Source organism: Zoogloea oleivorans, assembly GCF_008107625.1.
Lineage (GTDB): Bacteria > Pseudomonadota > Gammaproteobacteria > Burkholderiales > Rhodocyclaceae > Zoogloea > Zoogloea oleivorans.
This window is the reverse complement of sequence record NZ_SDKK01000020.1, coordinates 1-315: the sequence shown is the minus strand read 5'-3', so window position 1 is coordinate 315 and position 315 is coordinate 1. Positions and strand designations below refer to the sequence as shown.

The 315-nt window shown below is 62.9% G+C and carries 1 protein-coding gene; it reads left to right on the top strand.

The features are described from left to right. Window positions 1–261, top strand: a 261-nt coding sequence (locus ETQ85_RS18765; RefSeq protein WP_148580618.1) for a transposase domain-containing protein, incomplete at its 5' end; no start/stop codon positions are given. Between the last annotated feature and the right edge of the window lie 54 nt (window positions 262–315).

Below are 315 nucleotides of genomic sequence, written 5' to 3'. Positions count from 1 at the left end.
GTGCCTTTGCAAGGCACACACAACAACTGGATCGAGAACCAGATCCGGCCGATTGCCATCGGCCGCAAGAACTGGCTCTTTGCGGGTTCGCTGCGCGCCGGCAAGCGCGCGGCTGCGATCATGAGCCTGATCCAGTCGGCGCGCCTCAACGGCCACGAGCCCTACGCCTACTTGAAGGATGTCCTCACCCGCCTGCCGACTCAGCCGCAGAGTCGGATCGGGGAGCTGTTGCCGCATCGGTGGAGGCCGGAGTCAACCTGAGGCTCGGTCAAGAGGGGATGGCCGGGGGCTTACACTTGATGGAGTGTTTTTGTT